This is a genomic window from Mucilaginibacter metallidurans (assembly GCF_003286435.2).
Classification (GTDB): domain Bacteria; phylum Bacteroidota; class Bacteroidia; order Sphingobacteriales; family Sphingobacteriaceae; genus Mucilaginibacter; species Mucilaginibacter gossypii.
Window position 1 is genome coordinate 5,197,058 of record NZ_CP043449.1, and the last position, 24,319, is coordinate 5,221,376.

A 24,319-nucleotide genomic window follows, 5' to 3' on the forward strand; every position below is an offset into this window, starting at 1 on the left:
ATTGAGTTAAAAAAAGACCTTGAATATGTTTATGTAGGCTCAGAAATATTGGCCTGCGGATTAAGTTTATATAGATTTTCAATCACTGTGGTTACGCCTCCTAACAGTTGCGCGTTATTGCCCAGATTTGAAACCGCTAATTGGGTGTAGGTGGTTAAGTGGGGAATGCAGTGCTCGTTCATGGCCTGCTGAATAGGGCTGAGCCATAATTTACCGATAACGCTCCCCTTCCCGCTTAAAATGATGCTTTCGGGATTCATTAAATGCAGCAATATGGCCAGGCCCTGGCCAATAAAATAAGCAGCCTCGGCAATGATTTTTATTGCAAAGGCATCACCTTTAAGTGCTTCATCAATGATATTATCTGCCGATACAGTATCGTACTTTAGGAGGCTGCTAACCTGCCCCTGTTTCAGGCCCTCAGCAGCTTTAGCTTCAATAGCCAGCAAAGAAGCTTCTGTTTCCAGGCAGCCCTGCTTACCGCATGAGCATAGCTTTCCGTTTTTATGAAGCGGCAAATGGCTAAACTCTCCCGCAAAACCGCTGTGCCCTTTAAATATCTCTTTATTGATGATCATCCCCAAACCAACCCCCCAGCCCAGGTTAATGATCATGGAGTTATTACGGGCAATGGGAAGTCCAAATTTTTGCTCAGCCAGGGCTATGGCTGTCGAGTCGTTTTCAATAAATACAGGTAGTCCGGCGTGTTTGGCAATGTAGGTTACCAATGTTTCTTCCGGGACTTTAAGAAAGCTCAGGTTATTACCCAAAAACGCGTCAATAAATCCAGGCATGGTAATCCCTATAGCTAAAAACTTATCTTGGGCTAATCCTGAATTAACAACCACAGCCTTGATACAGGCTATCAATGAATGGATAGCATCCTTGTTATCGCCCAGTTTTAATTCAAACTCCTGCACCTCTCCCACAAATTCATTATTCATATTGACAATTACAATTCTTGTCAAAAACTGGTTCATAGCTACCGAAAGGATAAAACCGGTGTCAGCTATCAAAGAATAAGTTGCGGGCTTTCTGCCCCCGCTTGACGCCCTTATACCTACTTCCTTTACAATATCTAACTTCATCAAATCGGCTATCCCTTTGGTCACATAAGGAATGCTTCGGCCAGTATAAATACTCAGGTCGTTAAGGGAAGCTGTTTTATTGTAATAAAGTCCTTTAATGAGGTCAATATGCTTAAGAAACATGTAGCAGGGGTTTATATCTGCATATTTAAATAAATTAATTTAATAACAAAAGAAAACTTTTTATTTTTTTTAAAAAGTATGATATAGATTTATAAAATCAATAATTACTTTTGAAAATGAGAAGAAATCTATCACACCTTTTCATGGTATTTTATACCATGCTATACACCGGTTACGCACAAGCGCAACACCGTGTAAATCCTGATGAGATCAAAGAAAAAATGCAATGGTTTGCCGATGGTAAGCTGGGCATATTTATTCATTACGGCATTTATTCTGTAAAAGGGATAGATGAAAGCTGGAGTTTTCATAACAAAAAGATCAGCTACCCTGATTATATGAACCAGCTAAAAGGCTTCACGGCAAATCAATATAAACCGGATGAGCTGGCACAACTGATTAAAGAAAGCGGTGCGCGCTACGCAGTAATGACCACCAAACACCATGATGGAGTGGCTTTATGGAACAGCAAATACGGTCCGCTGAATGTAGTAAAAAAGACTCCCGCCGAAAAAGACCTGTTAAAACCATTATACGATGCCTTGCGCGCACGTGGTATAAAAGCAGGCGCCTACTTTTCGCTGATAGATTGGAGCCATGCTGATTATCCGGGCTTTTTGAAAGACAGCAGCAGGTACCAGGTAAATGCACAGCCAGCGAAATGGGCAAAATATTTAACCTTTATGAACGGACAGCTGGATGAACTGGCCAAACAATATAAACCCGACCTTTGGTGGTTTGATGGCGATTGGGAACACAGCGCCGATGAATGGAAAGCATCAGCCATCAGACAAAAACTGTTAAGCTACAATCCCAACGCGATCATAAACGGACGCTTGCAGGGATTCGGTGATTATGATACCCCTGAGCAAAACTTCCCGGTATCACGGCCTAATTACAAATGGTGGGAACTTTGCATGACTATCAATGACAACTGGGGCTATCAACCACAGGACACGAATTTTAAAACCCCTTATGAAATCATCAGCATTTTTACTGATGCCGTAAGCTACGGTGGAAATTTACTACTGGATATTGGTCCTAAGGGCGATGGCAGTATCCCTCCGCAAGAAGTGAATATACTTAAAGAACTGGGTGCATGGAACAAGAAAAACGGCGAAGGTGTTTTTAATACGGTAGCCGGTATGCCACAAGGGCATTACTATGGTGCAAGTACCCTGTCAAAAGACTCAACCACCGTATACTTGTTTGTTCCGGCTAAAACAAGCGCACCGGTATTGGTGAAAGGTTTAAAAAACAGCATCAAAAAAATAACCGTTCTCGGCAGCGAAACACCGTTAAACTATAAAATCGTCGGCAAAATTTCATGGAGTGCGGTACCGGGCTTATTGTACATCCCAATTCCCGAAAACCAGCAGGATAAATATATGTCGGTAATAAAAATTGAGCTTAACGGCAAGCTTGACCTTTATCGTGGCAAAGGAGGATTTCTCACCAATGAATAACAGGAAAACCGAAAGTTAAAAGCAGAGGGCCGAAAGCCTGTATTGTCTGCACAACTCCTGCTTTCCTTGATATCATTTTATCAAAAGCCTGTAATCAATTGCAGGCTTTTGTTTTTATGTTGATCTCTACTCTTAATCGGGCTCCAACCCGCCATTTATTATGCGGATAAACCGTATCAGGGAAAAAAAATTAAATTTTTTTTCCCATTAAAACAGCTCCCCCAATCACGAAGTACTATTGCGAATCAAGCGTATCGACACAATTACATCTTGCTTTTAATCAATACTTTACAATAATTTTGTTTCATCAAACCAATTATCCGGCATCTTCTTAAAACAACGGTAAAACCTAATTCAAGGCAATAGCGCGCCTCGGTAACGTTAAGCTCTTTGTTTTATAAGCTATACCGGTGAAACCAATTGCAAACTAAAAACCAATTTATGAACAGCAAACCAAAAACTACCTTTGCAACCCTGCTGGGCCTGGCCCTTTTTATGGCGTTATTTTTTACTTATTGCACTAAAAAACAAGTCTCGCCGGCGGCGGCAAGCAATGATGCTACCTCAGGGGCATTAAAAACCCAGGCTACCGGCTTTATCCATCCCGGCATCCTCAACACGCAGCAAACGCTTGATTATGTGGGGCAGCAAGCCAATTCAAATGATGCGAACCGGCTTGCGGCTTACCAGTTTGTACTCAACTATTGCAACAACCACAGCCCCAGCGGCGCCTACAAAGCCACTGTACAGGTTGCCGGCGGCGTTACCACGCCCGATGAAATTGCTTTTAAAGGCGATGCCTTGCTAAGCTATGCCCTGGCACTACGCTGGGCTAAAACCGGTAACGCTTCATATGCAACTACCGTAAAACAAATACTCGATGGCTGGGCCAATAGCTTTCAAAACTTCAGCGTAACCGGCTCACAACCTAACCAGGCTTCGCTTGAGGCTTCGTGGGCTGCGCCTACCTTTGCTGCGGCTGCCGAAATCATCAAATATTACATTCCGGCCAGCGGCGTTGGCGGCGGCTGGACCACTGCCGAAAACACCCAGTTTGTAAACTTTCTGAACAATATGAAAGACAATTACATCAATAATGTCCCCAACTTTAACAACAACTGGAATGTATCTGCAGGTTACGCAAAAATGGCCATCGGCGTGTTTGAAGACAGCCAAACCGTATATCAAAACGGCGTGACCGCTGTAAAAACAGTATTGCCTAACGTAATTGCATCAGACGGCTCGATGGACGGCGAGATCTGCGGATCGCACAATGATTATGTACATTATCAGTACTCACTTACAGGATTGAGCTATGCCGCCAACATCGCCGGCATCCAAGGTGATCTGTCAATTTACTCGGCGAGCAGCAGCCGCTTATTAACCGGGTTTAATTACCAGTACAAGCTCATGCACGGCACCGTGTCGCCGCCATGCACACCTAACGGTAATGTAAACAACCCTATCTGGCCGGGAATTGAAGTGGCCAATCGTCATTACGGCACTACCGAAACCAGTTATATTGCAAGCCACTATGTATGCGACAGTAACGGCTTGCCTAATGGTGATATAGGTTTCCTATGCTGGACAAACTATACGCATAACAACGTGCCAACTACTTTTTAACAAAGTATTTACTTAATAAAAATTCTGTCCCGGCTGCTCCGTTTTTGACTGACCTCATTTAACGGAGCTGCTTTTTTTGCGACGAATTCAAAAAGAGCTTACAAGAATATCAAGGCATTATAAAAATGAATAATGACAATTTGAAACATATTTGGCCTTGTACCTATTATCCATTAGATGCAACAGAACAGCATAACACTTATATTCCCACATCAATTATTCAAACACAATCCCCAGATAACCCAATTAAGACCGGTTTATTTGGTGGAGGAAATACTGTTTTTCAATCAATATAATTTTAACAAAAAAAAGCTGGTACTTCACCGTGCGTCGATGAAGTTTTACGCAAGCCATCTTTCCGATCAGCATATCGTGGTGAAGTATATTGATGCTCAGGATCAACTTGCTGATGTTCGCCGGCTGATTACGTCATTGGCTAAAAAGGGCGTCAAAAACATTTATTACACCGACACTGCAGATAACTGGCTGGAAAGCAGACTAAACACAGCGTCTGCTGAAAATGAAATTAAGCTCATCAAACATCGAAGTCCCAATTTTCTTAATAGTCCTCACGAGGTTGCCGATTTCTTTGATAAAAAGAAAACCTACTTCCAAACCGATTTTTACATAAGCCAGCGCCGGCAGCGAAATATTTTAATTGAACCAGATGGAGCGCCCATTGGTGGAAAATGGACCTATGATAGTGAAAACCGGCTCAGGTTTCCGAAGAATGGGGTAGTGCCTCTGCTGAACATATCGCCGGAAAACGATTATCTGAAGGAAGCCCGGCTTTATGTAGATACTCATTTCGCCGATAATTATGGTAGCACCAAATCTCCTTTTGGTAACCTGGGCGGTTTTTATCCAACTACCTATGAGGAAGCAGAGCACTGGCTGGATGATTTCTTGCAACAACGCTTTCGGGACTTTGGCATTTACGAAGATGCTATGGTGGCCAACGAAAGTTTTTTATATCATTCGGTGCTAAGCCCTGCGCTCAACATTGGCCTGCTTAATCCGCAACAGGTTATTGATAAAGCCCTTGATGTGGCCGCCGATATGGATATTCCGCTAAATTCTTTAGAAGGATTTGTAAGGCAGGTAATGGGCTGGCGCGAATTTATCCATATTGTATATGAGCGCGAAGGAACCAGGCAGCGCACTAAAAACTACTGGGGATGTAAACGCCGCATTCCTCATTCGTTTTGGAAAGGCAATACAGGCATTCACCCCGTCGACGTTGTGATAAAAAAGGTGCTGGCTACCGGGTATACCCATCACATTGAGCGCCTGATGGTGATGGGTAATTTCTTTTTGCTGTGCGAATTTCATCCCGACGATGTGTATCGGTGGTTTATGGAAATGTATATAGATGCCTATGATTGGGTTATGGTGCCCAATACCTACGGTATGACCCAATTTGCCGATGGCGGCCTTATGATGACAAAGCCCTACATCAGCGGCAGCAACTATTTGCTAAAAATGGGCGACTGGAAAAAAGGCGATTGGCAAGATACCTGGGATGGCCTCTTTTGGCGTTTCATGCACGTACACCGCAATTTTTTTCTCCAAAATCCGCGTTTGGGCATGCTGGTGAAAACTTTTGATAAAATGCCGGCAGAAAAGCGAAGGGCACATTTAAATAATGCGGAACAATTTCTCGAAAACCTTGACAAACATGCAGTCCGGATATAATTGAACCTCTCATTTTTTCGATCCCTACATTCGTTAATACTATCGAAAGACCGGGCGATATTGGCACTTACGGAAGAAGCTACGTTAATCAGCAACCACGTAAAAGATGAAACATATCAACAGGCGGCCAAGGTACTGGAAGAAAAATATCTGGCACAGGTTATCTTAGCTATTATAACCATTAACGCCTGGAACAGGATCGGCATTACAACCAATTTGATGCCCGCATAACATTAGTTGAGTGCTTAAAGGCTCTAAACCGCGGAAGGTGCTTAAAAAACATTTTCCACGGTTTTTAACCTCTGATCATTTATAATTATAAAGCTTAATACGCTGTATCCCGTATTCCCCTACGGGGATTCTCAAATGTCTTCCCTGGTGATCCTCATCCCCGTTTAAACGACGCCCGGGTTGCCATTTGCCGTTTACAAATACCCCTTCATCCACCTGCAAAACACCAGCACGCTCCCCATCTTTAACAGATTTAAAGCTGATCACCAACCCTGTACCCCCTACATAAAACTCATCATTACCTAAAGCAATGATAATCCCTCCGGTTAATGGCCAGATTGCATCTTTAGTTTTCGGTGACCAGCCCAGGGTTAAATCATGCGAAACTGTCAGGACATACCCCCCCATTTGCAACCGAAGCGTATCTGCATCCTTGCTTAACAGTACGCCATCTATAGTCCCCTTGTGTTTGGCTTTACTGATTTCACCGGCTAACTGCTGAATGACACTGTAAGATTGGCCAAGTGGCTCACCTGCCGTTTTGTTATCTGTTTCGATAGAAAAGGGTGAAAAACCCAGCGCCTTGTAATGCCCAATGGCATAAAAAGCTTTCGCATCTACCCCATCTTCAAAACGATGTTCGGGGATAAACAACGCGTTATCAGGCCGCGTATAACGGTCATTCCAATACTTAAAATTTGGATTGTAAAAATCAGGCGATAGAAAGTCAATATCCGGTGCTGCCGCTTTCCAGATATCAATTAAATGCGGCAAGGGGCCTGCGGAAGGGTATTGTCCCGGCTTTTTACCCGGAGCGTTAAGGGCTGCGTTCACATACATCGGCAGCGGGTAAACGGCCTTACCTGCTTTAGCCACAGCGTTAGCGTATCCGGCAAAGTACCAGACCATAAACAGCTCGTCGGTAGCCGGGCTTTTGCCAAAAACTGATTCCCAGTTACCTGAAGTTTTATTCCCTCCCTCCTGCCATATTTTTTGCATCTCGGGTACAAGCTTGTCTTTGTGCGAATTTAACCAGGAGATTAGCTTTGTCGGGACTGGCCGGTTAAAAGCTTCATCGGCCAGTTTCGAATGATCGCGGGCATCCGGCAGCATGCCTATTTCGTTTTCAACCTGTACCATTATCACAGTGTGAAACTTGCTATCAGTTTCTTTAATATGCCTCATCAGCGAACTGAATGCTTTGCTATCGGCAAGTAAAGCCTCTTTGGAAAACGGCGTAATAATCTCTTCGGGGCCGCCGGCACTATTTGCCACACGCGGAAAACGTTTTTGATTGGTTTTAACCCAGCCCGGCGCATAACAACTCATACTGTTTTTCCAGGTACCAAACCAAAGCAACACCAGTTTCATATGATGTTGCCGGGCACTTTTTATCAGGTCATCAACCAGCGTAAAATTAAATTTACCCTCTTGTGGTTCCAATAACTCCCAATAAACCGGTGCAATCACGGTATTGAGGTGCATTTTTTGCAGTTTGGGCCAAATCGGGTTCATGTATACCGTGCTTGAGGCACTTGAGTTTCCCAACTCCCCACCTGTCATTAAATACGGCGCTCCATCTACCAATAACTCTGCATTGCCGCCATAATACTTTATTTGGGGCATGCCCTGCGATAGATTTTGCGATTTAGCTTTAAGCGATATCAAACAACAAAAAACAAATATTAATACCGGTGACTTCATAGCTATTTATTTTGATGTAAATAGAACCCTGTTATTTGCGCGCATATGCCCATGCCAAAGCCTTGAGCATGGTAACAGGTTTGCCTGATAAATGTGTAACATCCTCAATAATGATATGCTTAAAAACAAGGTTTTCATAATGACGGCTATCCAATAACGCCACCAGCTGTTTGTTAGGCACAACCTGTTCAGGCGTTTCCAGTCCGCCTACTTCAATAAAAACATTTACGGGCAAGCTTTTATGTTTGTCAGCATATTGCTTTTCCGTTTCAAATATCGCCCCATTACCATAACCTAAAGCCGGACTGCCTATCAGGATATTTTTAAACAGCGTTGGTTTTTCAAACAAGGTATAAGTAGCAAATAAGCCGCCCATTGAATATCCATAAAGCGTACGGTTTGCTGGGTCTGTTTTTAAACCGGCATCTATCGAAGGGATCAATTCCTTTTCAATAAAAGCTAGGAATGCGGGCGCACCGCCGCTTTCAGCCACATTGGGAAATGCAACCGGTGTGAAATCACGGTTACGTTTGTTGCCGGGCGTACCAATCAGGCCGCCGTCGCCAATGGCCACCAATATAGGCTCGGGAATATGGTATTCGGCCATCGATAATCCTAAATACTCCAGCGATGGTGAAAAGTCGTTATCACCATCAACCACATACAATACCGGAAATTTTTGTTTGGCGGTATCATAACCGGCCGGGTAATGAATATAAATATCATAATCATTACCCGCCAGTTTAGAGTGCATTTGCCGGTGTTCGGAGCTGGGGATGGTAACCGGCTTAACCTGCTGCGCAAAACCATGCGTCCCCAACAAATCAAGCAATAGCAGTAACAGGGTTAAAGCTTTAAGGATTTTCATAACGATGAGATTACAAAAACGGATCGATCAGCTTGATAGAACCATCGGCATTATGCAGCAGTTCGGTTACCTTCACGTTGCGCAGGTGTGTTTTGCCCGATAGCTGGGTATCGTGGTAAAATATGTACCATTTGCCTTTTATTTCGATGATGGAATGGTGGGTTGTCCACCCCTGAACCGGTTTCATAAATACGCCCTTATAAGTAAATGGCCCAAGCGGACTATCACCTATCGCATAGCAAAGCAAATGCGTATCGCCGGTTGAATAGGTAAAGTAATATTTACCGTTGTACTTATGCATCCATGAGCCTTCAAAAAAGCGGCGGTCATGATCTTTGGTCAACAGCGGCTTGCCAAGGCTGTCTACAATAACTACGTCTTTCGCAACACCATCAAAGGTTTTCATGTCAGGCTTTAGCAGTGCTACCTTACAGCTTATGGCTGGGGCATTTTCCTGTTTCGAATCGGTCTTTGATCCATCTGTCTCGTATTTACCGGAGATCCAGCGCTGAAGCTGACCACCCCAGATCCCACCGAAATACATGTAAGTTTTACCATCTGTATCCGTAAATACAGCAGGGTCAATACTGTAACTTCCTGCTATTGGTTCAGGCTCGGCTTTGAACGGGCCAACCGGGCTTGCAGAAGTTGCCACGCCGATATGGAACACATCTTTTTTATCTTTTACCGGGAAGTACAGGTAATAAGTACCGTTTTTATAAGCAGCATCCGGTGCCCACAGCTGCCGACCAGCCCAGGGGATATCCTTGATATCAAGTGCCACACCATTATCTGTAACCTTGCCGCCAATACTATCCATCGACAGGATGTGATAATCTTTCATGGCAAAATGGTCGCCGTTATCATTTTCGGGGATGCCCGCATCGATATCATGCGATGGATAGATATAAATTTTGCCGTTAAATACATGGGCCGATGGGTCCGCTGTGTAAATGGAACTGATGAGCGGCTCAGAAAGATACTTTACTTTTTTGCCGGTATCTGTTTTTGTACTATCGCCTGCATTAGCTGTCTTTTTTGTTGATGAGTCACATGCACTCAAAATGCATAAGGATGCAAAAAGTGCTGGGACTAATTTTGCTGTGGTAAATTGCTTGCTCATTGACGTTTGGTTTATGGTAATGATTAATTGGTCATGTAGTTATTGCCTCCTATGCCCGGCACATAATAAAATTTCATCTTTTTATAATAATCCAGCGAGTGCTCCGGCCTGGGGTAGATAGCCGGGACAGGCATTTTTGAAAATGTTTGGAAATATAAAACACAGGCATCGCGCCATGTTGTAGCCTCATTTAACTGAACCTGCATTAATTGTTTTACTTCCGTAAAACGTTCGGCATCTATCCGGCCCTGCATTTTATTCCAGGTAAGGCCCATCTGTTTAACAGAATCGGCCCCCATATAGTAATGATGAACCAGCTCATCCCACAATGACCTGCCTGAGCGCATTTTATAGGTCCAGCTTAAATGATGAAACCATAGCAGGTATTCATCAGGGCAGGTTCGCAGGTTTTCCCAGTGTGCCTTAACTTCAGGTGCATATTGCGAGAGTGCATCGCTGCCCGCGCCTGTACGGTCAAAGCCTATCCCAGCCGAATCGGCTTTATGGTAATAAGTGGCATTCCAATCAGGACGACCGGCATTATCAACCCAGGGGCCGGGGCCATAGTGCGTTGATATGCCCATAATATGGTGCAACCCGAGTGGTGTCATGTAGTTAACTGTATTTTCCCTCGATTGCAGCATGAAGTTTTTTACCGGCGATACAAAACTATCGTCGTTACTAAAAGTCATTTTGAGCCAGTCGCCGGCAATTACCGCTGATGATTGATCCGGGTTCCATGCCATACGACCGAAGGCATACCAGTTAGCCTGAGCAAAGGGATGACCGCACCAGTTTAAATCAGTGCCGATGTTGGCTACACCCGCCATGCCAGTTATCAGTTTTTTATTGTAATCACCTTTAATAACCCGCGCAACCGTTGAACCTATGCCATGTGTGTAAGTATCTGATTGCAGGCATTCGGCAAACAAAGGCGCTTCAAAAACCAAATGGGTTGAAAAGCCAAGATATTCCTGGGTAAGCTGGAACTCCATCATCAGCGGAGTATTAGGCATAGCCCCAAACAATGGGTGAAATGGCTCCCTCGGCTGAAAATCTATCGGACCATTTTTTACCTGGATGATCACATTATCCCTAAACTTTCCATCAAAAGGTTTAAATTCATTATAGGCCTGCTTAAAGCGATCGTCGGGTACCTTATTATCATAAACAAACGCACGCCACATCACTATGCCATGATGAGGAGCTAAAGCATCGGCGAGCATATTTGCTCCATCGGCATGGGTACGGCCATAGCTTTGCGGACCGGGTTGTCCCTCCGAATTAGCCTTCACTAAAAATCCGCCGAAATCGGGAATGTAGCGGTAAATTTCATCAGCCTTATCAGCCCACCATTTTTTTACCGCGGGATCAAGCGGATCGGCAGTTTTTAGGCCTCCAAGCTCAACCGGGCTGCTGAATTTTACCGACAGGTAAATCCTGATACCGTATATTCTGAATACATTGGCCAAAGCCTGCACTTTTAACAAATATTGGGGCAAAAGGATCAGGGCATCGGCATTTACATTGTTTACAACTGAGCCATTGATCCCTACCGAAGCATTGGCCCGCGCATAATCAATATAACGTTGGTCAACCACACCTGGCAGCTTGTGCCAGTTCCAAATGGATGAGCCCGCGTAGCCCCGCTCCACGGTACGGTTCAGGTTATCCCAGTGATCCAGTACCCGGTACATCATCCTTGGGTGATCTGAAAGATCAAGTTTATTAATAGATTGATGGGTTTGGATCAGCTTTAAAAAATTAAAAACACCGTACATAACCCCTGCATCGGTGTTGGCCGTTATGATGATACATTTCTTTTGATTGACAAGGGCAGTTTTGATAAGATACCCTTCGCTGCCGATGCTATCGGGGGCAGTTATCGAAAAAGCCTTTAGTGATCGCGGCGTACCTATTATAATAGTTTGCCCATTGGTTATGCTTTTAGTATCTCGTGGCTTTAGGGCCAGCATTCCATCAAGGCCAGTTAAGAGCTCGGCCTTTGCAGCTTTAAGCTGATCAGACTGTGCCGGGAAGATCATATATTGCAATTGTTGCCTGTAAGTAACGGCCAATTGCCGGTTGCTCACCTTATTATATTCAAGCCATAATTTATAGCCATTATCTGCATACACTTTATTTATCGCTGCCATGAAAAGCAGTACCAGTAAACACCTGTTCGTTAATGAATATTTGGCCATGACGTTATTAATTCCAGCTTTATAAACCCATAAGCGGTTTATAAAAAAACACAATTAATCTGTTGAAAAACTTATGAATGAAATGGGTTAAGATCCCGCTTCATTTAGTATGGTTTATAAAGTTTTAGCTTTATGCAATCGATTGCAATATAAAAACTTTTATGACTTTTGGCAATAGGAATTTAATTATTGATTCCTTATTTAAGCTACCTTATTTATTGCAGCTATTGCTCATCGTATAGTATTCGTTTAATCCCCATCTCCAATCCGCGTAACTCGGCCAGGCCCTTTAACCTGCCAGTTACCGAATAGCCGGGATAGGTATCATAATTAAAGTCATCAAGTAGTTTATGCCCGTGATCAGGTCGCATGGGGATAGCCATATCGCTCCGGCCTGCATTTTTACGGGCCATCTGTTCATTGATAATAGCTTTCATCACAGCATACATATCAACACTGCCTGTTAAATGATCGGCCTCATAAAAGCTGCCATCCGGCTGCCGGGCCACGTTGCGCAGGTGTAAAAAGTGGATCTTATTACCCAGTCGACTTATAATTTCAGGAAGATCATTTTTGCCCGATGCACCTAACGAGCCGGTACAAAGCGTGATACCATTGGCAACTGAAGGATAACTATTTACAATATCAATAAGATCATCTAAGGACGATGCTACACGGGGCAGCCCCAGGATAGGAAACGGGGGGTCATCAGGGTGGATACACATTTTAATGCCCAGTTTTTCGGCATATGGGATTATAGCCCGTAAAAAATAAAACAGGTTTTCCTTTAATGCTTGCGCGTCCACCTCACTGTATTTGTTAAGGTGTTCTTTAAACTCCGCAATGGTAAAAACCTCATCTGTACCGGGTAAGCCTGCCAATATTGTATTGGTTAACAGCGTTCTGTCTTCGTCACTCAGCCCATCAAAGTAATGCTTTGCAGTTGCCTGTTGTTCGGTGGTAAATTCGTTAAAGGCATCTTCGCGCTTTAAAATATACAAGTCAAAAGCTGCTAAAGCCGGAGCGTTGTAAAGCAATGCAGAAGCACCGTTTGCTAATTGATAATCAAGATGCGTACGGGTCCAGTCCAATACGGGCATAAAATTGTAACACACCGTAAAGACTCCCTCCGACGCTAAATTTTGCAGTGTTTGGATATAATTATCAATATACTGGTCACGTTCCGCACTACCAATTTTGATACTTTCATGAATATTTACACTCTCTACAACTACCCAGTTAAAGCCTGCGCTTTCAATTACCGCTTTCCGCTGCCTGATTTCTTCACGGTCCCAAACGTCCCCGCAAGGTATATGATGAAGCGCGGTAACTATCCCGCTTGCTCCCGTCTGTTTTATTGCGCTTAAAGTTACCGGGTCGCCGGGGCCAAACCACCTGAAAGTTTGTTTTAAATCTGGTACCATATTATTTAAAAACGAATTGATATCAATGCGATAAATTTATGCAATCGATTGCATAAATTTTAAATAATCTGTAATAATTTTATACTTTTATCCCTGAACAATCTGGCTGCGGTTATTACCGAACATGCAACATCGTTTATGTATTTTAAATTAACTATATGCCGGACAGCGGAAAAGAGATAACCATATATGACATTGCCGAAAAATTAAAAGTTTCGGCAGCTACGGTTAGCCGTGCGCTCAAAGATCACCCGCGGGTTAATAAAAATACCAAAAAGAAGATTATCAAGGCCGCCGAAGAAATGGGTTACCGCTCCAATTCGTTCGCCAGCAATTTACGCCGTAAAAACAGCAACATCATCGGCGTTATTGTGCCGCGACTCAACAGCAGTTTCATGTCGGACGTTATTGCAGGCATCGAAAAAGTGGTGAACGACAATAACTACAACCTCATCATCAGCCAGTCGTTAGAAACGATGAAGAAAGAGATCAGCAACGCCAGGGCCATGCTGAATAACCGGGTTGACGGCCTGTTGGTTTCATTAGCTTATGATACAACCGGCATTGAGCATTTTGAACCTTTTATCAAACGCAATATCCCGGTGCTGTTCTTCGACCGGATAGTTGAGCATGAGCAGTACCCTCAGATCTATATCGATAACTTCAAAGCCGCCTACGAAGTAACCAACCACCTGCTTCAGCAAGGCTGCAAACGGATAGTACATATTACAGGCAACCAATTGCGCAATGTTTACGCCGAACGCCTGCGCGGGTATAAAAAAGCTCTTGAAGAACACCAAATTGATTTTGATGGGCAATTGGTGATCATCAACGACCTGAGCGCTAAAGAAGCTGCGGTAGCGGCAGAAACCATTTTACAAATGGATCCCCTGCCCGATGGCATATTTACAGTTAACGATGTAAGTGCCGTAAGCTGTATACAAGTACTGAAAAAGGCAGGCATCAAAATTCCCGAACAGATAGCAGTTGCGGGCTTCAATAATGACCCGGCAGCCTGTGTGATTGAGCCCAATCTCACTACAGTAAATTATAAAGGCTATGAAATGGGTGAGGTTGCCGCCAATATGCTTATCAATCATTTGGCAAACAGGCAGGACCTGCAACAAACGCATAGCCTCATCCTCAGATCGGAATTGATAATACGTGAATCCTCCAGAAGAAAATAACTTAAAAAATCCATGAACTCAAAGACCAAACTTGCTATCGTAACCGGCGGTGCCTCGGGCCTTGGCCTTGCTACCACCAAAAAATTCACAGAGGAGGGCATCAAAACCATTATCATAGGCCGCGACGAGGCAAAACTTATTGCGGCAGTAACACAGCTCGGCGATCTTTGCAGTTACAGGCAATATGATCTGAGTGATACCACCGGTATACCGCAACTGATAGCAGAAATTGAAGCTGAATTTGGCGCACCTGATATTTTGGTTAATAATGCCGGCATTAACCATAAAAAAGCTTTCGCCGAGGTAACCGATGAAGAGTTCGCCAGAGTGATCCAAACCAATCTTACTTCGATATTTGCTATAAGCCGCGAGGTAGTAAAAATCATGTTGAAAGCTGGCAGTGGGAGCATAATTAACATCAGTTCGATGGCTGCACAATACGGCATACCGTATGTTATTGCCTATACCGCATCTAAAACCGCCATCGAAGGTATGACAAAAGCCATGGCAACCGAACTTTCACCACAGGGCATCAGGATTAATTGCGTTGCTCCGGGCTTTATAGCTACAGATATGTCGGCAAAGGCGCTGGATAATGATCCGGCCCGCAAGCAAAAGGTAATGGGCCGTACCCCAATGGGCAAATTAGGTGAACCTGCCGATGTGGCCGAAGCCGTTTATTATTTAGCGACAGATACCGCCAAATACGTAACCGGGGTTGTTTTACAGGTTGATGGTGGAAATTCGATAGGGTTTTAATAAATTCGGCATGACGTGAAGGAGACGTCATTTCCCGCTTCCATCTTTACCATAATGCATTAACTTATTGGCCCATGCAATAAAATATTTTACGTTTGGGGCATCGGTATGCCCACCATCATGCTGACGCCAGGCGAGCTCGCCGTTAAGCAAACCTGTATTAACCGGCGGCATTTTTTCAGTTTTGTAATCGTTTGAAACGCCTATATCTTTTGCGCCGAGCAGTTTAAATACAGAACCCGCAGCTACCGTTGCCATATAGCTTCCCTGCTGATCAAGCCATTTGGCGTCGCCCTGTTCCGGCACGCCATAGCTTATAAAAGTAAACCTCGGCGCACACAAGGCAATAAGTTCATGCGCATCTACCGGAAGGTCTTTCGCGGTTTTAGCACCGAATACAGCATCTGATGCACCATATTTCATAAAGTTACCGGCCATCCAATAATATTCGCCACCGGTAAGGCTTTCAACCGCTTCCCCAAAGTTCCGGCGATGCAACTTGGCTCCTCCCTCACCGGACGAGCCTATCAACCCCATGGCAAACCTTTGTTCAAAAGCAAGTGTCACCAGCGCTGCCTTTCCATAGCGGGAAACACCTTCAATACCTACATGTTTGGCGTCAACCGCAGGTTCTGTTTCCAGGTAATCCAATGCGCGTGCCGCTCCCCACGACCAGGCACGTAAAGCTCCCCAATCCTCCGGCTTACGGGGCTGGCCTTTGTTCACCAAACCGATGATCCCTTTGGTTAAACCTTCGCCATTATCTGCCTGGATAGACGACGGATCTATAAGTACATACCCCCATCCATTGGCAATTAGTTGCGTGGCAGTCGGTGGGTCGCCTTTCATCACTGGAAAACCACCGGGACCAAAGGGAGATTGTTCGGCAATAGGATTATAAGCGGGATATTGCTCAAAAATAGTTTTAAACTCGGGATGTTCTTTTAAAAGAAGTTCTTTCAATGCAGCGTTGATTTTTTCCACATCAGCAGCGGGGGGCTGCGCCGGCGCCGGTAGCGCGCTCCGACCAAACATCATCAGTACAGGTACCGGCCCCTTAGCATTTGCTGGAATTACAAGCGTCATTTCAATATTGACGTTGATAAGCGGATAAGCCGTATTATCAACATGGCCTATCAGTTGTTTGGCAATCACCGGATAAAAGCCAACCCGCTCTTTATCGGTTATTTTAACCGTCCAGGTTACTTTGGGTACATTAGCAGGGATGCGGCCATAAACCTCACGCTCCATATCCTCCACAATTTGGGGGCGGCGCTGTTTCCACCATATTTCGGCTGTAGTTACCTTTTTACCATTCTTTAGCGTAAGGGCGTCAGGCAAATCAGGATAAGGGTTAGCCAGCGCTTCATCATAATTAGCATGATTAGGGGCCGATTCATCGCCGCTCGGCCCGTTACGCAAGGTTTTAATTCCTAACTGCTTCATCATATACTGATGGTCCTGGTCAGCAGTGAAATTTACCGGGGTCAGGGTTTGCGCTTTCGCAGCAATGGCCCATGTTAGTAAGAAAAAGAAGGCAGTACTTTTCATCGTCCCTGGTTTTAAGATGATTTATGGTTATTGCAGTTTTCCGGTTTGAAACGGTGATGCCGGCAAGCCTTCTTTATTATACAGATTCGCGCCATCCGGGTTATCGGCCCAGGCATACCTTACGTAAAGCGGTGCAGGGATTTTATCACTCCAAACCAGTATCTTATCTCCTTTAATAATAGCCTTTGCCCAAACAAACTTTTTATCGGCCCCAGCTATAGCGAATTGCGATAGTTCTTCGCCATCCTCAGCAATAAGTCCAGCACCTGTATTTTTAAAAGTAATCTCAATCTTATTCCCCTCAATTTTAGCCGATTGGTAAATCGGTCCGGATGGTACTACATTCATATCGCCATAAGCAACATTTTCGGCGGCGCGGGCAAGCCGCTCACCCACTGTTTTTTTATTAAGAGGATGGATATCGTTCCATTCGCCGGCCTCAAGGGTAACTGCCATGCCTGTATTGGGGATCTCAAGAGCACTTAGCTGCCCGTCGCGCAATTGGGCCAGGCTGCTTTCGGTTGGCGAGTATTGCACCTCGTTAAAGTTCGGAAGCTGGGCGTAAATAAAAGGAATGCTACCCTGCTGCCATTTGTTGCGCCAGTCGGCTATAAGGGCTTTTAGCAGCTTGCCATACTCAAATGCGCGGGAAGTATTGCTTTCGCCCTGGTACCAAACTATACCTTTAATAGTATAATTGATAGCGGGTGCTACCATGGTGTTGTAAAGGCCGGTCGGCTCATTCTGGGCCGAAAATTTCGGTTTCATCCTAACGGGTTCAAACACCTGCCCCACTTTGTATTGCCAATCGCCGCGAAGGTCAATAGTATCACCGGCTATCGCCAGATAGTAACGTTTATCGGGCACAAAACCACCTTTGCCTGATGTATTGGTAATGCGTACCACAACAGTATTTTTACCCGGCTTTAATAATCCGGCAGGCAATGTATAGCGCCTTGGAGGGTATTGATAAGTAATGTTTCCTACCAACTTCCCATTGAAATAGGTTTGATCGGCATCCACTATCCTGCCTAAATACAACTTAGCAGTCTTGCCCTGTACCGATGCGGGCAAGTTTATTTCCTTCCTGAACCATACCACGCCATTCAATCCTTTTACTCCCTGATCGGCCCAGTAGCCCGGCAGCCAGAAACGGTGCCAGTTATGCGGCTGATAGGTGGTATCACACCATGGTTTAGGCTCATTTAAGCCTTTATCTGCGTCAAGCGGTTCCACTGGTTCCGGGTGCTTTTTTAATACACTATCCATAAATGCCGTATTGCTGAACCGGGCAATCCTGTTATGATATGATTGAATGTTTTTTAAGCCCTCGCTGCTGATCCATGCCTCAATAGGCGTGCCGCCCACACTTGAGTTGATGATACCTATAGGCACATGATATTTTTGATAAAGCTGTTTGGCAAAAAACCATGATGTGGCACCAAAACCTAAAACAGTTACAGAATCGGCCTTAACCCATTTACCAGGTAACAGATCCGAATGTTGCCTGGTTACTTCAGATTCCGTTTTAACGAAAAAATTCCTGATCTGCGGATAATTGGCTTTTGCTATTTCATCAGGATATTTTTCCTTAACCCGCTCCATAGGCAAAACCATATTCGATTGCCCCGAACAAAACCATACATCGCCAATTAAAATGTCCCGGATAGTAATACGATTATTACCGGTGATTTCCATAGTATACGGCCCCCCGGCTTTCATTGGCTGAAGGGCAATTTTCCAGGAACCGCTTTCGTCAGTAACGGTGCGGTATGTTTTATGCTGAAAATTAACGGCGATCTTTTCTCCTGCATCGGCCCATCCCCAGATCTTTACTTTGGCATCGCGCTGTAATACCATGCCATCCGCAACCAATTGCGGCAGGCGCACTATTCCATAGCACGGTAATATCAAACAAGCGAGCAGCGCGACAAGTAATAGCTTCACCGACCTCATAACTCCGAAATATTTGTTGATGGTTTATTTGACTAAGTAACAAATAAAAAAAGATTTGTGCAATCGATTGCACAAATCTTTTTTTATTTTAATTACTCTTTAGTCAGCAAACGATCATAAATAGGCCCGCAAACCTGCATTGCAGTAGTAAAGAACATTTTTTTATTTAAAATCGCATTTATCAAACTCGGAGATGGCTAAAACAAGAAATATCAAACCAGAGCAAAAGATCTCATTCAGAGAGCGCTTGTCGGCATTAAGCAATCTCCCTGGGTTTTTCAGGCTGGTATGGCAAAGCAGTCCGGGTAAAACAACAGCAAGCTTTTTGTTACGTATTATACGTTCGGCCATGCCGGTAGCTTTGTTATATGTAGGTAAGTTGATCATTGACCAGGTGGTATTGCTCAACCGCCACGGCGGAAGCCAGCATGAATTATGGAAACTGGTTATTATCGAGTTTTTGCTTGCGGTGGCAACCGACGGCCTAAACCGGATGATCAGCCTGATGGACAACCTGCTGGGTGATCTTTTTGCCAACTATACCTCCATGCGCATCATGCGGCATGCGGCCACGCTGGACCTGGAGCAGTTTGAAGATTCTGTTTTTTATGATAAACTGGAGCGTGCCCGGCAGCAAACCGTTGGGCGTACCGTGCTTTTATCACAGGTGATGAGCCAGATCCAGGATTTTATATCAATTGCTTTCCTGCTTACCGGTTTGCTGACTTTGAACCCCTGGTTGATCCTCTTGCTGCTTATTTCTATCATCCCTTCGTTTCTGGGCGAAAGCTATTTCAACAGCCAGAATTACGCGCTCACCAGGAGCCAGACACCCGAACGAAGAGAGCTGGATTATGTACGCTACCTTGGCGCGAGCGATGAAACAGCTAAGGAAGTCAAGATCTTTGGCCTGTCTGATTTTATTATTAACCGCTTCAAAACGTTATCAGATAAATTTTATGCCGATAACAGCAAACTGGCTGTGAGGCGCTCGGCCTGGGGTACCTTCTTTTCTGTTTTAGGAAGTATTGGCTACTATGCCGCGTATGGTTTTATTATTTATCAAACTGTTACGGGCAAGTCTTCTGTAGGTACGCTTACTTTCCTGGCCGGTTCATTCCGGCAATTGAGCAGCCTGATGGAAAATTCGCTCAACCGGTTTACATCAGTTTCACAAGGGGCTATCTACCTCAACGACTTTCATGAGTTTTTTGAGATCAAACCAAAGATCAAAGTCACCGATTCTGCTTTACCATTTCCAAATCCAATAAAGCAGGGGTTTACTTTTGAGGATGTTGGATTTAAATATAACAATGCCGAATCATGGGCCAACAGGCACCTGAACTTCACCCTGCACCCCGGCGAAAAGATTGCGCTGGTAGGCGAGAACGGAGCAGGCAAGACTACGCTTGTAAAACTACTGGCCCGCTTATATGACCCAACAGAAGGGCGCATCCTGCTGGATGGTGCAGATTTGAGGGATTATAACCTCACCGAACTTCGGTTAAACCTGGGCATTATTTTCCAGGATTATATCCGTTACCAGATGAGCTTTTCGCAGAATATTGCGGTCGGAAACATTGATGAACAGGGCAATACCGAACTAATCCGTAAAGCTGCCCGGGAGAGCCTTGCAGACGCGCTTGCGGCCAAACTTCCGCTGGGATACGAGCAATGGCTGGGCAGGCGATTCAACGAGGGAGTTGAATTATCGGGCGGAGAATGGCAGAAAGTAGCACTGGCAAGAGCTTATATGAAAGATGCACAGGTACTCATCCTTGACGAGCCAACTGCAGCGCTCGATGCCCGGGCGGAATACGAGGTATTTCAGCGCTTTTCATCATTAACCCAGGGTAAATCGGCTGTGCTTATTTCACACCGGTTTTCAACAGCAAGGCTCGCTGACAGGATCATCGTGTTAGAAAAAGGCAAAATCCTTGAAGCCGGCACACACCAGGAACTCATGGCAAACAATGGCCGTTACGCCGAGTTATTTAGTTTGCAGGCTGCGGGGTATCAGTAAAAAGGGAGCAAATGATCATCTGCTCCCCCAATCTAAATTATTTTAATCAGTAACTATTTTTTGCTGATTAGCTGGATCTGGTAGCTAAAACTTGCATCTTTTGCGTAAACCCTGTATTGTTCCAGTGGTTTAGGGCCGCATCCATATGAGCCAACGCCCAATGTTTTATGGCTGATGCATAACACAGTGCCTTTGCTTTTTGGCAAATCTATCTTGTATTCCACATCGGTCATTTCCTCATCGCTGTATGGCAGTGCAGTTACCTGGAATAGCTCACCTACCTGTTTAACAGCAATGCCTGTACCTTTAGCGGTGCTCACATTAGCCCACCTTACATCCTCGTGGTTACCACAGTCCATCGGTTTTTCATATGGAGTTTGCTGTTGCGCTATGCTGCTTGAATAACGGCCAACATCAAAGCCGCTTTTCCTGTCGGCATAATTTTCCATCGGCCCGCAGCCAAAATATTCAAATTGATCAAGATCCTTTTTCAGGAACAAACGTACACCCAGCCTGGCCAGTACCAGTTTAGGATCGGCATTAAAGCTTACATTATTGTCTGCTTTAATAGTACCGGTGCTGTTTATGGTATATGTTACCTGATGATGAACAACAAAATCGTGCTTACCGGTGCCGGTGAGGTTTACTTTGATCTCTACCTGCCCTGCTGACAACTGCGCACTTTTCACCGCATCCGTTTTCCAGCTGATCTCTTTCAAACCATATTTTACCCAATCCTCATAAGCCCACATATCATCTTTGCGGTGAGGTGCACGCCACAGGTGCAGCATAGGGCCGCCGGTATTTTGCAAAACGTTTTCCCCATCTTTCTCCATTTTTGAGAAAGTGCCCTTTTCCTTGTCAAACTCCAGGCTAAAACCATCGCCTTTAACCTTGATCTTATTACCGGCATCTGATAAAGATAGTTTACCCGTTGCAGATTGTTCTTTGGCGGCCGGAAGAGCAATTGGTAATTCCAATTGTTGAGCCGCTACTTCAAACCCTTTTTGGGCCCACATTTTATCAGCCGCCAAACCGAATGATATCCGCAGGAAATATTCTGCACCGGGTTTAGGTGTAACCTGGTACGGAACTTTTACATCAAGCTCTTCGCCCGGTTTAATTTCCTTAAGCGGTAAATCGCCTGAAGATATGGTTGTACCATCCTCCGTCACTACCCATTTGGCAGTTAAACCGTTTAGGTTAATAAACTGGTAACGGTTTTTTATTGTCACCAGGCCATTTTTCAAATCTTTGGGATGAATGCTGATCCATTGGTAGGCATGTTTTAATTCGGGATAGTGTGGTTTCAATGAGCGGTCTGAAAATACAACGCCTTTGTGAATGAAGTACTGATCGTTCGGATACTCGCCAAAACCACCGCCAAAAGCAGTTATTGGATGTTTAGGGTCGCGGTTATTATAGATGCCCTGATCCTGCCACTCCCAGATAGCGCCACCTAATAATTGGGGATATTTATCAAACAAGTCATTATAAATATCAACCGAGCCCATGGAGTTGAACATGGCGTGTGCATACTCGCACAGGTAAAACGGTTTGGTCAGGCTTTGATCGTTGGCATGTTTTTCCAGGTTCTCCACATCGGTATACATTTCACTGTCCATATCCGCAGGATTGTTTTTGCCTATACCAAAGCCCTGGTAATGTGTTGGGCGCGTATTATCAATACCTTTGATCACTTTCAGGATAGTCCTGAAGTTTGAGCCTCCGCTGCCGCATTCGTTACCCAGGCTCCAGATAATAACCGAAGGATGGTTCTTGAAATTTTCTACGTTGGCCACGTTCCTGTCAATCAACGCGGCTTTAATCCTGGGTTCTTCATTAAATTCATCCCAGGCACCGTGGCTTTCCAAATTAGCTTCCGCAACAAGGTAAATTCCATACTGGTCGCACAGTTCATACCACCTCGGGTCGTCAGAATAGTGGCAGGTACGCACGTGGTTGCAATTGGCTTGTTTAATCAACACAACGTCTCTAATCATTTGCTCTTCGGTAACAGCATGACCATCATTCGGCCAGTTTTCATGGCGGTTTACACCTTTCAGTTTAATAGGCACGCCATTAACCAAAAACAATCGGCCTTTAATTTCTATATTTCTGAAACCGGTTCGCGATGACAGGGTTTCAATGGTATTGGCGCCATCATCAATTTTTACAACTGTAGTATAAAGCTTCGGCGTTTCGGCTGTCCATTTCTGCGGATTGTTTACATGGAAACTTGCCTCAACTGTTACTTCTTCGCCAGGTTTTAGGGCCGGGATAGCTTTTTTAACGGTTGCCCCCGGAACAGGTACCGAACCATTATATAAAGCCACATCCAGCAAACGGGCCTTAACAGCTACTGTACCATAGTTTTTTATTTTGGCCGATACCAGCACATCGGCATTTTTGTATTGCTTATCGAGATTTGTTTTCACAAAATAGTCCCTGATATGCTCCTGCGGACTGCTCCAAAGGGTTACATTCCTGAATATGCCGCTTAAACGCCACATGTCCTGATCTTCAAGGTAACTACCGGTAGTAAAGCGGTACACCTCGACGGCTAAAGTATTTTTGCCCGGTTTAACGTATTTGGTAAGGTCAAACTCGGCAGCATTACGGCTATTTACACTGTAACCAACTTTTTTACCATTTACCCAGATAAAAAAACCAGCATCAACCCCATCAAAGGTGATAAAAATGCGGCGGCCGTTCCATTCAGCAGGTACAGTAAAATCACGGCGGTAACTGCCTACCGGGTTTCTTTCCTTATAGGCTGTATATTTCACCGGCGGGGTGCTCATCACCCTCGGAAAATCTTTCTGAAAAATATAAGTAAAGTTACTGTAATACGGAGTGCCGTAACCTTCAACCTGCCAATTGGATGGCACTTTGATATCCTTCCAGCCCGTTACATCATAGCCGGGTTTATAAAAATTAACGGGGCGTTTCTGCGGCCAGTCCACCCAGTTAAACTTCCAAAGCCCATTCAGGCTGCGGCTAAAGGTTGAAGCACGTCTGTTACCGGCCAAAGCCTCTTTTAAAGATGCATAAGGCATAAGTGTAGCATGGCTTGCCTCCTTATTGATGCCGATATTTTCAGGGTCTTCAATCTCTTTCGGAACAGAAGCAGTATCTGATTTCGATAATCCGTTATCTGCCTGCTGAAAGCTGAAGCCTGCTTTATGGCTCAAAACGAAAATGAAAAGCAACAAAACCTTAAGGAGTTGTTTGTTTAAATGAGATTGGCGCATAGGTATATATTTGGTTGAAATGATTTGATTTTTATAT

16 protein-coding genes are annotated in these 24,319 nt (G+C 44.5%); 7 read left to right on the forward strand and 9 right to left on the reverse strand.

The window, feature by feature from the left end:
* Nucleotides 1-29 precede the first annotated feature (29 nt).
* Complete coding sequence (locus DIU38_RS21985) at nucleotides 30-1,211, reverse strand: ROK family protein (RefSeq protein ID WP_112657465.1); 1,182 nt, start codon at nucleotides 1,209-1,211, stop codon at nucleotides 30-32.
* A gap of 116 nt (nucleotides 1,212-1,327) precedes the next feature.
* Between DIU38_RS21985 and DIU38_RS21990 the strand changes: the two genes are divergently transcribed.
* The 4 genes from DIU38_RS21990 (at nucleotide 1,328) to DIU38_RS22005 (ending at nucleotide 6,229) form a co-directional block, all read left to right on the forward strand.
* Nucleotides 1,328-2,677, forward strand: a complete 1,350-nt coding sequence (locus tag DIU38_RS21990) for an alpha-L-fucosidase (protein WP_112657463.1) — start codon at nucleotides 1,328-1,330, stop codon at nucleotides 2,675-2,677.
* Nucleotides 2,678-3,118: 441 nt separating this feature from the next.
* Nucleotides 3,119-4,303: an alginate lyase family protein gene (locus tag DIU38_RS21995; protein WP_112683100.1), complete on the forward strand. Its 1,185-nt coding sequence runs from the start codon at nucleotides 3,119-3,121 to the stop codon at nucleotides 4,301-4,303.
* Between the two features lie 177 nt (nucleotides 4,304-4,480).
* Complete coding sequence (locus tag DIU38_RS22000) at nucleotides 4,481-5,998, forward strand: cryptochrome/photolyase family protein (RefSeq protein WP_112657459.1); 1,518 nt, start codon at nucleotides 4,481-4,483, stop codon at nucleotides 5,996-5,998.
* Between the two features lie 60 nt (nucleotides 5,999-6,058).
* On the forward strand, nucleotides 6,059-6,229 hold the full coding sequence (locus DIU38_RS22005) for a carboxymuconolactone decarboxylase family protein (RefSeq protein ID WP_208057744.1): 171 nt from the start codon (nucleotides 6,059-6,061) through the stop codon (nucleotides 6,227-6,229).
* Nucleotides 6,230-6,304: 75 nt separating this feature from the next.
* On the opposite strand, the gene DIU38_RS22010 is transcribed toward DIU38_RS22005, so the two are convergent.
* From DIU38_RS22010 to uxuA, 5 genes are all read right to left on the reverse strand, one after another.
* A complete protein-coding gene (locus DIU38_RS22010) occupies nucleotides 6,305-7,855 on the reverse strand; it encodes a GH35 family beta-galactosidase (protein ID WP_243770685.1) in 1,551 nt (516 codons plus the stop codon).
* A 109-nt stretch (nucleotides 7,856-7,964) separates the two neighbouring features.
* Nucleotides 7,965-8,801, reverse strand: a complete 837-nt coding sequence (locus tag DIU38_RS22015) for an alpha/beta hydrolase (protein WP_112657455.1) — start codon at nucleotides 8,799-8,801, stop codon at nucleotides 7,965-7,967.
* A gap of 10 nt (nucleotides 8,802-8,811) precedes the next feature.
* Nucleotides 8,812-9,924 (reverse strand): glycoside hydrolase family 43 protein, encoded by a 1,113-nt coding sequence (locus DIU38_RS22020; protein WP_112657453.1) that lies wholly within the window; start codon nucleotides 9,922-9,924, stop codon nucleotides 8,812-8,814.
* A gap of 23 nt (nucleotides 9,925-9,947) precedes the next feature.
* Nucleotides 9,948-12,080 carry an alpha-glucuronidase family glycosyl hydrolase gene (locus tag DIU38_RS22025; protein WP_243770684.1) on the reverse strand — a complete coding sequence of 711 codons (2,133 nt, stop codon included), beginning with the start codon at nucleotides 12,078-12,080 and terminating at the stop codon, nucleotides 9,948-9,950.
* Between the two features lie 272 nt (nucleotides 12,081-12,352).
* Complete coding sequence (uxuA, locus tag DIU38_RS22030) at nucleotides 12,353-13,552, reverse strand: mannonate dehydratase (RefSeq protein ID WP_112657449.1); 1,200 nt, start codon at nucleotides 13,550-13,552, stop codon at nucleotides 12,353-12,355.
* Nucleotides 13,553-13,710: 158 nt separating this feature from the next.
* On the opposite strand from uxuA, the gene DIU38_RS22035 reads away from it, so the two are divergent.
* Both DIU38_RS22035 and DIU38_RS22040 read left to right on the forward strand, forming a co-directional pair.
* Nucleotides 13,711-14,739 carry a LacI family DNA-binding transcriptional regulator gene (locus tag DIU38_RS22035; protein WP_112657447.1) on the forward strand — a complete coding sequence of 343 codons (1,029 nt, stop codon included), beginning with the start codon at nucleotides 13,711-13,713 and terminating at the stop codon, nucleotides 14,737-14,739.
* Nucleotides 14,740-14,751: 12 nt separating this feature from the next.
* The gene (locus tag DIU38_RS22040) at nucleotides 14,752-15,498 is read left to right on the forward strand and encodes an SDR family NAD(P)-dependent oxidoreductase (RefSeq protein ID WP_112657445.1); all 747 of its coding nucleotides are present in this window, start codon (nucleotides 14,752-14,754) and stop codon (nucleotides 15,496-15,498) included.
* A gap of 27 nt (nucleotides 15,499-15,525) precedes the next feature.
* Here the strand turns inward: DIU38_RS22040 and DIU38_RS22045 are convergent, their stop codons facing one another.
* Both DIU38_RS22045 and DIU38_RS22050 read right to left on the reverse strand, forming a co-directional pair.
* On the reverse strand, nucleotides 15,526-17,049 hold the full coding sequence (locus tag DIU38_RS22045; protein WP_112657443.1) for a glucuronyl esterase domain-containing protein: 1,524 nt from the start codon (nucleotides 17,047-17,049) through the stop codon (nucleotides 15,526-15,528).
* Between the two features lie 27 nt (nucleotides 17,050-17,076).
* A complete protein-coding gene (locus tag DIU38_RS22050) occupies nucleotides 17,077-19,005 on the reverse strand; it encodes a sialate O-acetylesterase (RefSeq protein WP_112657441.1) in 1,929 nt (642 codons plus the stop codon).
* 193 nt (nucleotides 19,006-19,198) lie between these two features.
* Here DIU38_RS22050 and DIU38_RS22055 point away from each other — a divergent pair, with 193 nt between their 5' ends.
* Complete coding sequence (locus tag DIU38_RS22055; protein ID WP_112657439.1) at nucleotides 19,199-21,028, forward strand: ABC transporter ATP-binding protein; 1,830 nt, start codon at nucleotides 19,199-19,201, stop codon at nucleotides 21,026-21,028.
* A 53-nt stretch (nucleotides 21,029-21,081) separates the two neighbouring features.
* On the opposite strand, the gene DIU38_RS22060 is transcribed toward DIU38_RS22055, so the two are convergent.
* Complete coding sequence (locus DIU38_RS22060; protein WP_112657437.1) at nucleotides 21,082-24,282, reverse strand: glycoside hydrolase family 2 TIM barrel-domain containing protein; 3,201 nt, start codon at nucleotides 24,280-24,282, stop codon at nucleotides 21,082-21,084.
* Nucleotides 24,283-24,319 lie beyond the last annotated feature (37 nt).

Bases quoted from the DNA above. Each gene is read 5' to 3' on its own strand.
- DIU38_RS22060 (WP_112657437.1), bottom strand. From the start codon at position 24,282: ATGCGCCAATCTCATTTAAACAAACAACTCCTTAAGGTTTTGTTGCTT.
- DIU38_RS22040 (WP_112657445.1), top strand. From the start codon at position 14,752: ATGAACTCAAAGACCAAACTTGCTATCGTAACCGGCGGTGCCTCGGGC.
- DIU38_RS21995 (WP_112683100.1), top strand. From the start codon at position 3,119: ATGAACAGCAAACCAAAAACTACCTTTGCAACCCTGCTGGGCCTGGCC.
- DIU38_RS21990 (WP_112657463.1), top strand. From the start codon at position 1,328: ATGAGAAGAAATCTATCACACCTTTTCATGGTATTTTATACCATGCTA.
- DIU38_RS22020 (WP_112657453.1), bottom strand. From the start codon at position 9,924: ATGAGCAAGCAATTTACCACAGCAAAATTAGTCCCAGCACTTTTTGCA.
- DIU38_RS22010 (WP_243770685.1), bottom strand. From the start codon at position 7,855: ATGCCCCAAATAAAGTATTATGGCGGCAATGCAGAGTTATTGGTAGAT.
- DIU38_RS22055 (WP_112657439.1), top strand. From the start codon at position 19,199: ATGGCTAAAACAAGAAATATCAAACCAGAGCAAAAGATCTCATTCAGA.
- DIU38_RS22000 (WP_112657459.1), top strand. From the start codon at position 4,481: ATGCAACAGAACAGCATAACACTTATATTCCCACATCAATTATTCAAA.
- uxuA (WP_112657449.1), bottom strand. From the start codon at position 13,552: ATGGTACCAGATTTAAAACAAACTTTCAGGTGGTTTGGCCCCGGCGAC.
- DIU38_RS21985 (WP_112657465.1), bottom strand. From the start codon at position 1,211: ATGTTTCTTAAGCATATTGACCTCATTAAAGGACTTTATTACAATAAA.
- DIU38_RS22025 (WP_243770684.1), bottom strand. From the start codon at position 12,080: ATGGCAGCGATAAATAAAGTGTATGCAGATAATGGCTATAAATTATGG.
- DIU38_RS22015 (WP_112657455.1), bottom strand. From the start codon at position 8,801: ATGAAAATCCTTAAAGCTTTAACCCTGTTACTGCTATTGCTTGATTTG.
- DIU38_RS22035 (WP_112657447.1), top strand. From the start codon at position 13,711: ATGCCGGACAGCGGAAAAGAGATAACCATATATGACATTGCCGAAAAA.
- DIU38_RS22050 (WP_112657441.1), bottom strand. From the start codon at position 19,005: ATGAGGTCGGTGAAGCTATTACTTGTCGCGCTGCTCGCTTGTTTGATA.
- DIU38_RS22045 (WP_112657443.1), bottom strand. From the start codon at position 17,049: ATGAAAAGTACTGCCTTCTTTTTCTTACTAACATGGGCCATTGCTGCG.